This is a genomic window from Desulfothermus sp., from assembly GCF_053993635.1.
This window is the reverse complement of sequence record NZ_JBMYBT010000133.1, coordinates 1-8,193: the sequence shown is the minus strand read 5'-3', so window position 1 is coordinate 8,193 and position 8,193 is coordinate 1. Positions and strand designations below refer to the sequence as shown.

The following is an 8,193-nucleotide window of genomic DNA, read 5'->3' as shown; positions in this document are numbered from 1 at the left end:
ACCTTGGAGTCATGGATGAAGAAGGCTATATTACAGTAGTAGACAGGAAAAAGGATATGATAAAGACAGGCGGCGAAAATGTGGCAAGTCGCGAAGTAGAAGAGGCCATATATCTGGATAAAAGGGTTGAAGAAGTAGCTGTTATTGGAGTTCCCCATCCCAAATGGGTGGAGGCAGTCTGTGCTATTGTGGTTCCTAGAAAAGGGGAAGAGTTAACTGAGCAAGATGTAATTGAACACTGCAAAAAGCACCTATCACCCTTTAAGATTCCTAAAAAGGTTGTAATCGTGGATGCGCTGCCAAAGACACCCACAGGTAAACTCTTAAAAAGAGATCTCAGAGTAACTTATAAAGATTTATTTAAATAAATTTAAATAAATAGGAGGATTACATGATACTTGCACCTAAAAAAAGGCTTGAAGAGTACACCCAAAAAGGATGGTGGGGAACAACAACTTTAATCGATTATTTTGAGAACAATGCAAAAAAATTTCCTGAAAAAATAGCTGTAATAGATCCTTACAATAAAGAAGAGTTAATAGGTTCATCGCCTGAAAGAATAACCTATGAAAAATTCAAAAAGGCAACAGATTCTGTTGCTACAGTGCTCCTGGATATGGGAATTGAAAAAGATGATATAATAATGGTTCAAATACCTAATTGTTGGGAACTTGCGGCGCTTTATTTTGGTATAGCAAAAGCTGGTGCCATAACCAGCCCTGTTCCCATGCAATGGAGAAAAAAAGAACTCTCATATATTGCGTCACTCACCAATGCTAAACTCATAATTACAGTTCAAGAATTCAAAGGATTCAAACACAAAGATCTGGCCAATGAATTAATGAAACAACATTCATCTATCAAAAATGTCCTATTGTATAACAACTTAAGAGATATGCTAAATGTAGAACCTGACTATGAGCGTCTCCAAAAAGTACATATTGATGCAAACGACATCTTTACCCTATGCTGGACTTCTGGAACTGAAGCAGATCCCAAAGGATGTCCTTTAAGTCACAACAACTGGATTAATCAGGCACTTATTCAAAAAGATTCAGTGGGTTTATCTGAAGACACAATATACATAACAGCTGGGCCACTTGTGAATATGGCAGCTATTGGAACAACATATATGCCGTGGATAGTTCATGGTGGCTCTTTTGTTCTGCACCATCCCTTTGACTTTGAGCTTTATATAAAACAAATAATACAGGAAAAGGTTCATTATACTTTAATGGTCCCGGCTATTGCAAATATAATTGTAAAACACCCCAAATCCAAAGAATTTGACCTCAGCTCCCTGAAATATGTAACTTTAGGTTCTGCAGCGCCTTCCCTTTACACCATGCAGGAGTTCAAAAAACGCTGGAATATAGATGTTGGCAATGTATGGGGACAGAATGAAGGAACTGGCATTATTGCAGGTGTAAAAGATGTACCAGATATAGAAAAAAGAGTTGATCACTTTCCATTTTATGGGAGACCCAACACAAAGTGGTCTTCTGATATTTTAAATGAAAGAATTAAATTAAAATTAATAGATCCAACCACAGGACGAGAAGTAATCAATGTTGGAGATGTTGGAGAACTTGCATACAAAGGGCCAAATGTCATACCCTGTTATTTTAAAAGGCCAGATATTACTGAAAAATCCTTTGATGAAGATGGATATTTTTATACAGGCGACCTCTTTGTGATTAAAGATGAAAAATATATCGGATTTTTTGAAAGGAAAAAAGATATCATTGTAAGAGGTGGTTTTAATATTAGTACACAGGAAGTAGAAAATGCAATACTTGCACATCCCAAGGTAATAGAGGTAGCTGTTGTAGGTTACCCAGATGAAGTCCTTGGAGAACGAGGATGTGCCTTTATAGTCCCAGCCCCTGGTGAAAATATAACATTAGATGAGATTTGCAAATTTTTGGAAGAACAAGGACTTGCAAAATACAAGTTTCCTGAAAAATTAAAAATTATAGATACACTTCCAAGAAATCCTGTTGGAAAAATTCTAAAAAGGGAGCTAAAAAAACAGCTAAGTTAATTTAATCTTGCTTTAAAGAAGGGTCATGACAACACATGACCCTTCTGGATATTTCTTTGAATTTCTCAGGATACTCACTTTATCTTATTTGTTAATCTCCACCCTTGAAAAAACAATTGTTCCACATAACGATGTTAATAAAAATTTCTCTAACTTCTTGACATGAAAAAAATTTAAATATAATACAAAACTAAACGTGCGCTCAGTTACAATATAAAACAGGAGCAAAAAATGGTTGAGGAAGAATTATCCAAATTAATAGGTTGTCTTAACGGAGTGAAGGTAATTGATCTATCAAGATTATATCCAGGTCCATTTTGTACTATGATCCTTGCTGATAATGGGGCAGAAGTAATATGTGTAGAAGATAAGCGTTTTAAAGATGATTTGTTTATCAGAGACTTGTATAGAAACAAAAAGCATATAAACATTGATTTAAAAAAGCCCAAGGGAAAGGAAGCATTTTACAGATTGGTAAAAGATGCAGATGTGGTAGTTGAGGGTTTTAGGCCAGGTGTTGTTGATAAATTGGGGATTGGATATAAAGACCTTTCAAAGATCAATCCCCGCATTATTTATTGCTCACTTAGTGGATATGGACAAGATGGACAGTTTAGAATGCGAGCAGGTCATGATGTGAATTATCTCAGTTATGCTGGCGTGTTAGATTTAATTGGCATCCCAAATGCTCCTCCCTCTATCCCTGGAATTCAAATAGCAGATGTAGTTGGAGCACTATATGGTGTTATTGGAATAGTTATGGCCCTTTATTCCAGAGAAAAGACTGGAGAAGGTCAATATGTTGATGTGTCATTAACAGACTGTGTCTTGTCTCTTACCACCTTAATATTCTTTTTTATGAAACTTCAAAATATCCCGCCAAGACGATCAAATACCCTCCTATCCCACAGATATGCTTGTTACAACACCTATAAAACAAAAGATGGTCGAGCAATCGCCCTGGGTGCTGTTGAAAATAGATTCTGGAGAAAAATTTGTGAGTTTTTTGACTGCAAAAAATATATTCCTCTCCAATATAACGACGAACATCGAGAAGAGATAATTGAATTTTTCAGGGAAAAATTTCAACAAAAGACCATGGATGAATGGAAGAAAGAACTTCGCCACGTTGATTGTTGTTGGTCTGAGGTACTCCATTATGAAGAGGCAATAGAACTTCCTTTGTTTAAAGAGAGAAAAATGGTTGTCTCTTGCAAGGACCAAGAGGATAAAGAAAACAAGTTTATAGGACCTGCAATTAAGTTTTCAAAAAATCCAGCAAACATCCATACACCACCCACAGATTTTGGCAAGGATACAGAGGAAATATTAATAAGTCTTGGTTATTCAAGGGAAGAAATTAGAGAAATTGTGTGAATATAGCATGTTGGGAAAAATTTTATGTCCATTTCTGAAAAATATCAAAAACAGATCATAAAGGCAGCTGAGGAATTTGCAAAGGGAGAGTTTGATTTAGAAACTGCCCTTAACTACGATAAAAATCCAACATTTCCTACAGATATTATCAAAAAGGCAGGTGACTTAGGATTTCTGGGCATACATATTGACGAATCTTATGGGGGTGGAAGTTTGAGCTATTTTGAGTCAGTTTTAGTTGGAGAGAAACTGGCCTCTGTAGATTCCACGTTCGCCCTGTCAATAGTTTATTCCCAGCTTGGCGCTGAAGCAGTTTTTTTATTTGGCACTGAAGAGCAAAAAAAAGACCTGCTGCCACAACTACTTGCAGGAGAAAGATTTATATCTTCTAATCTGGGTTCAATTTATTCTCTACTATTGGGAGAAAAACAAATAGATAAACTGAATGTAACTAAAAAAGAAAACGGTTTTGAAATACAGGGTGAAATTAGATATGTCCCATATGCATCTTATGCAAACCACCTCATATTGGCAATAGACAGATATCTCTTAGACCAAAAATCAGGAGTTGGGTTATTTCTCCTTTCAATGGAAAATAATATAAAAATAATCCCTGAACCAAAGGGCTTAGGTTGGAACATGATTCCCAGATATAAAGTAAAATTAAAGGGGATAATGGTAAATGAAGAAAACTTTGTAGGAAAGGGCTTATTTTCTATAAGTGATCTTAAAAGATATATAATAAGCGAGGCCATTATGCTTGCCTCCATAGGTATTGGTATTGGTTCAGCCAGCATAAAAAAAGGTGTAGAACACATAAAATTAAGGGAGCAGTTTAGGAAAAAATTAATGGAATTTCCAGCCATCAGGGATAAGGTAAGTGAAATGATAGTTAAACTAAATAGTGCTAAGTACTTAACTTATGAGGCATCAAAAATTATTTCTAACCAAAAGAAAGGTCTTAAGTCAAAGAAAATAGATAAATTACTTAACCTCTCCTTATGTGCCAAGTATATGAGCGCACAACTAGCTAAAGAGATCGCAGATCATGCTATTCAGCTCCTGGGAGGATATGGATATATGAGGGAATATCATGTGGAACGATATTATAGAGATGCCAAGTGTCTGGAACTTTATGGAGGAGATAAATACAAATTAAGAGAACTTATTTTTCAAACTGGAGTTTAAAAGAGGTGTTATATGCAAATATTACCATACAAAAAAGAACACCATGAATTTAGAGAGAAACTTAGATCCTATTTAAACAAAGAGGTAATTCCAAATGTAGATGAATGGGAAAAAAACAAACTGGTGCCAAAAGATGCATGGAGGAAGATGGGGCAAGCAGGATTTTTGTGTCCCATGGTGGAAGAAAAATATGGGGGACGTGGGGGCGACTTTTTGTATTCCGTGATTTTGGCAGAAGAATTGGCATATACTAACCATGCAGGGCTTTATGCCAGTTTACATAGTGACATCATTGTCCCTTATATTGTAAGTTATGGAACTGAAGAACAAAAGAAGAAATACCTTCCTGGATGTGTAAGTGGTGATATAATAACAGCAGTTGCCATGACTGAGCCAGATGCAGGAAGTGACTTAACTTCTATTAGGACTACTGCAACAGATGATGGTGATTATGTTATTTTAAATGGATCAAAAACATTTATTTCAAATGGTATAAATTGTGATCTAGTAATAGTTGCAGCAAGGGATCCAGAAGTAGAAGACCCTTATAAAGCACTATCTTTGTATCTTGTAGAAGATGGAACAGAAGGGTTTAAAAAGGGAAATAAACTGGATAAAATGGGAATGCACAGCCAGGATACTGCTGAACTTTTTTTTGTAAACTGTAGAATACCCAAAAGTAATTTACTCGGTAAAAAGAATGACGGATTTTTGATGTTAGTGGAAAAATTACAACAGGAAAGGCTTATATGTGCAATAGGTGCACTTGCTGCTGCAGAATTTATTTTAAATACTACAACGGAATTTGCAAAAAATAAATCATTCATGGGACTGCCATACACAAAATACCAATCTAGCCAATTCTCGTTGATTGAAATGACCACTGAAATAAAAATGGCCAGGACATTTTTGGAAAGTTTAATTGTAGATCATATGGAAAAAAAACAGGTAATTGCTGAAATCTCCATGGCAAAATACTGGATAACTGATATGGTAAAAAAGGTTGCAGATAGATGTCTGGATATCTATGCAGAGGCAGGTGCACTTGAGTCGTGCCCTATTGAGAGGTCTTTTAGGGATGTTAGGGTCATGTCTATATTTGCTGGGACAAATGAAATAATGAAAAAAATTATAGGAAAATTTTTGGGATTTTAATAATGTTTATTGAGTAACCAATTTATTTAAGTAAATTGGCGCTCAGTAAGATGTACGCAGTCGCATATTAATTTAAGAACATTAAACCAGGGGGTAGGTTATGGCATTAAACCTTGATGCAATTGGTGAAAAAATAGGCCCCATAGAAAAGGAATATTCGTGGCGGGATGTAGTGTTATATGCACTTGGTGTTGGGGCTGGTTTTGATGAACTTGAATACGTGTATGAAAAGGACCTTAAGGTCATTCCCACTTTTTCAATTGCTACAATTATTGATTTTCTCTTTAAATTAGGGGCAAAGGCAAATGTAAATACAGCTGGGATCCTGCATGGAGAACAGGAGATTGTATTTCACAGGCCAATCCCCACAGAGGGTAAATTTATAACAACCGGCCATATAAAAAATTACTATGATCTCGGTGATAAAGGTGCAATAATTGTTGGAGAGTCAATAACAAAAGATGCAAAAGGAAAGAAATTATTTAGCAGTACCATTACAATAGTTGGGAGATTAGATGGAAATTTTGGAGGAGAAAAACCACCGAAAAAAACAATCCAGTTTCCCGACACAGATCCAGACTTTGTTGTAGAAGACTGCCCTTCCCCAGACCAGCCTTTAATCTACAGGCTATCTGGTGATCTATTTGCCCTCCATGTGGACCCTAAATTTGCAAGGCAAGTGGGATTTAAAGAACCAATCATGCATGGATTATGTACCTTGGGGTTTGCGTGCAGGGCACTCATAAAAACTCTGGTCCCTGGCAGACCCGAGAAGGTCAGAAGGATTTCATGTAGATTTTCAAAGCCCTTATATCCAGGAACTCCCATTAAAACACTTATCTGGAAGGTTTCTGATGATAAGGCCCTCTATCGTGTGGTAAATGCCAAAACTGGTGATGTGATCCTTGATATGGGTGAGTTTGAATTTGGTGAGCTTGTGAGGGAAAAGATAGATTTTACAGGAAAAGTAGCAGTTGTAACAGGAGCAGGCGGAGGCCTTGGACGTGCTTACGCCATTGAACTTGCAAAAAGGGGTGCCAAGGTAATTGTAAATGATTTAGGAGGATCAAGAGATGGAACTGGCGCATCAAAAACCCCTGCTCAAAAGGTGGTGGATGAGATAAAGGCCATTGGTGGAGAGGCATATGCCAACTACGACAATGTTGCAACCAAAGAAGGTGGAGAAAATATTATAAAAACTGCAATAGAAAGATTTGGACGCATTGATATTCTTATTAACAATGCAGGGATATTGAGGGACAAATCCTTTACCAAAATGGATCCTGATATGTGGCATGGAGTAATGGATGTCCATCTCAATGGCGCATACTATGTTACAAGGCCTGCATTCTTAAAAATGAAAGAACAAGGTTATGGAAGAATAATATTTACAACCTCTGCAGCTGGTCTTTATGGAAATTTTGGTCAGGCAAACTACTCTGCTGCTAAATTGGCCCTCGTGGGTTTTATGAACACCCTAAAAGAAGAAGGAGAAAAATATAATATAAAGGTAAATACGGTGGCGCCCTTAGCAGCATCCAGGCTAACACAAGACATATTTCCTGCAGATATGTTGGATAAGGCAAAACCAGAGTATGTTGTTCCATTGGTCATATATTTAGTTAGTGATAAGTGCGATATATCAGGAAGAATATACAATGCTGGACTAGGGACTTATAATCGAGTTGTCATTGGAACTGGTCCTGGAATTATGTTATCAGAGAAGAGAGAAGTTCCAAGTCCTGAAAAAATAAAGGAAAATCTCGATTATATATGCAGTCTAAAAGATTTTAAGGTATATAAAAATCTAACAGAACAACTAACAGATCTACTATCCTCTTTAAATAAAAAGCCAGATCAAGATGCAAAAGGTGATTTTACCATATTTAATTCTCCAAATGAAGTATTTGCTGCAATGCCTAAAGCTTTTAAAAAAGACGCATCAAAAGGTGTAGATGTTTCATTTTTATTTAAAATATCTGGAAAATCTGGAGGTGAGTGGGTAGTTAAAATATCAAATGGGAATCTGGATATAACAGAAGGTGTCATTGATAATCCAACAACTACACTTGAGATGGAAGATAAAGACTTTTTAGATATGATGAATGGGAAACTGCCAGCTATGCAGGCATATACTTCAGGCAAATTAAAGATTTCTGGTGATATTATGAAGTCTCAATTAATTGAGAAGTTATTTAAATTAAATTGAAAAAGGATTAATGGGAGGGACTATGATAGGCATTAAATCCTATGGAGCATATATTCCAAAATTAAGACTTTCCCGTCAGGCAATTTATCAGGCCATGGGTTGGTTTTCTCCAGCACTGATGATGGTTGCCCAGGGTGAAAGAGCCATGTGTAATTGGGATGAAGATTCAATTACCATGGCAGTTTCAGCGGCTTCTTATGCTTTGTCAAATAAAGATAAA

General features: G+C 36.4%; 7 protein-coding genes. All 7 read left to right on the top strand.

The genetic code is table 11. From position 1 onward, the window contains the following. Positions 1–368 (top strand): AMP-binding enzyme (locus ACY2V1_RS09855; RefSeq protein ID WP_461834626.1); only part of this gene is annotated, 368 nt, incomplete at its 5' end. A 23-nt stretch (positions 369–391) separates the two neighbouring features. Beyond that, positions 392–2,044: a class I adenylate-forming enzyme family protein gene (locus ACY2V1_RS09850; protein ID WP_461834625.1), complete on the top strand. Its 1,653-nt coding sequence runs from the start codon at positions 392–394 to the stop codon at positions 2,042–2,044. Positions 2,045–2,275: 231 nt separating this feature from the next. Next, positions 2,276–3,421, top strand: a complete 1,146-nt coding sequence (locus ACY2V1_RS09845) for a CaiB/BaiF CoA transferase family protein (RefSeq protein ID WP_461834624.1) — start codon at positions 2,276–2,278, stop codon at positions 3,419–3,421. Positions 3,422–3,445: 24 nt separating this feature from the next. Then, positions 3,446–4,609 carry an acyl-CoA dehydrogenase family protein gene (locus tag ACY2V1_RS09840; RefSeq protein ID WP_461834623.1) on the top strand — a complete coding sequence of 388 codons (1,164 nt, stop codon included), beginning with the start codon at positions 3,446–3,448 and terminating at the stop codon, positions 4,607–4,609. A gap of 12 nt (positions 4,610–4,621) precedes the next feature. Next, the gene (locus ACY2V1_RS09835; RefSeq protein ID WP_461834622.1) at positions 4,622–5,764 is read left to right on the top strand and encodes an acyl-CoA dehydrogenase family protein; all 1,143 of its coding nucleotides are present in this window, start codon (positions 4,622–4,624) and stop codon (positions 5,762–5,764) included. 100 nt (positions 5,765–5,864) lie between these two features. Continuing rightward, the gene (locus ACY2V1_RS09830; RefSeq protein ID WP_461834621.1) at positions 5,865–7,973 is read left to right on the top strand and encodes an SDR family oxidoreductase; all 2,109 of its coding nucleotides are present in this window, start codon (positions 5,865–5,867) and stop codon (positions 7,971–7,973) included. 22 nt (positions 7,974–7,995) lie between these two features. Continuing rightward, on the top strand, positions 7,996–8,193 hold a 198-nt coding region (locus tag ACY2V1_RS09825; protein WP_461834620.1), incomplete at its 3' end, for a hypothetical protein.

Excerpts from the sequence above, each read along its gene's own strand:
- ACY2V1_RS09830 (WP_461834621.1), top strand. The coding sequence starts at position 5,865 with ATGGCATTAAACCTTGATGCAATTGGTGAAAAAATAGGCCCCATAGAA.
- ACY2V1_RS09835 (WP_461834622.1), top strand. The coding sequence starts at position 4,622 with ATGCAAATATTACCATACAAAAAAGAACACCATGAATTTAGAGAGAAA.
- ACY2V1_RS09850 (WP_461834625.1), top strand. The coding sequence starts at position 392 with ATGATACTTGCACCTAAAAAAAGGCTTGAAGAGTACACCCAAAAAGGA.
- ACY2V1_RS09845 (WP_461834624.1), top strand. The coding sequence starts at position 2,276 with ATGGTTGAGGAAGAATTATCCAAATTAATAGGTTGTCTTAACGGAGTG.
- ACY2V1_RS09840 (WP_461834623.1), top strand. The coding sequence starts at position 3,446 with ATGTCCATTTCTGAAAAATATCAAAAACAGATCATAAAGGCAGCTGAG.